This window comes from Pseudovibrio sp. Ad37 (assembly GCF_001623075.1).
Lineage (GTDB): Bacteria > Pseudomonadota > Alphaproteobacteria > Rhizobiales > Stappiaceae > Pseudovibrio.
Map to the genome: position 1 here is coordinate 1 of NZ_LMCF01000058.1, position 643 is coordinate 643.

The window sequence follows — 643 nt, forward strand, 5'->3', positions numbered from 1 at the left end:
CAGTTTCAACCTGGGGATGCGCTTCAATTTGACTGGAGTGAAGAACATGTTGTGCTGGGCGGTGTTGCTCAGAAGATAAAGGTTGCCCATTTCCGTCTGTGCCACAGCCGTAAACCCTTTGTGTTTGCTTATCAGAGCGAAGCGCAGGAGATGGTTCTCGACGCCTTTGTTCGTGCCTTGATCTTTTATGGCGGTGTCCCGCGCCGTGTCATCATTGATAACCCGAAAACGATGGTGACGTTTGTATCAAGATCCAAAGACCGGATCTATCATCCCCGTTTTCTAGCGCTGATGAACCACTATGTGATGGAACCGGTGGCGTGTACTCCGGCATCGGGTTGGGAGAAGGGTCAAGTGGAGAACCAGGTACAGTTTTTGCGCCGCCATCTTTTTACGCCAAAGCTGGTCTTTGAGGATTTGGAGGGGTTGAATGCCTGGCTACATCTGCACTGTGACGAGCTTGGCAAGCGCTCGCATCCCGAGCAGCCTGAGCGTACGATTGATGCTGTTTTTACTGATGACTGCGCGCAGTTACGCCCCTTAGGTCGGGCCTTTGATGGCTATGTAGAAAAGACTGGTCGTGTTCGCTCAACCTGCCTGGTTCAGTATGCCAGTAACCGTTATAGCGTTCCTGCCCATTTTG

Annotated in this window: 1 protein-coding gene; it reads left to right on the forward strand. The window is 51.8% G+C overall.

All coding sequences use genetic code 11. The features are described from left to right. A partial coding sequence (gene istA / locus PsAD37_RS11325; RefSeq protein ID WP_153039725.1) for an IS21 family transposase occupies positions 1 to 643 on the forward strand: 643 nt, incomplete at both ends.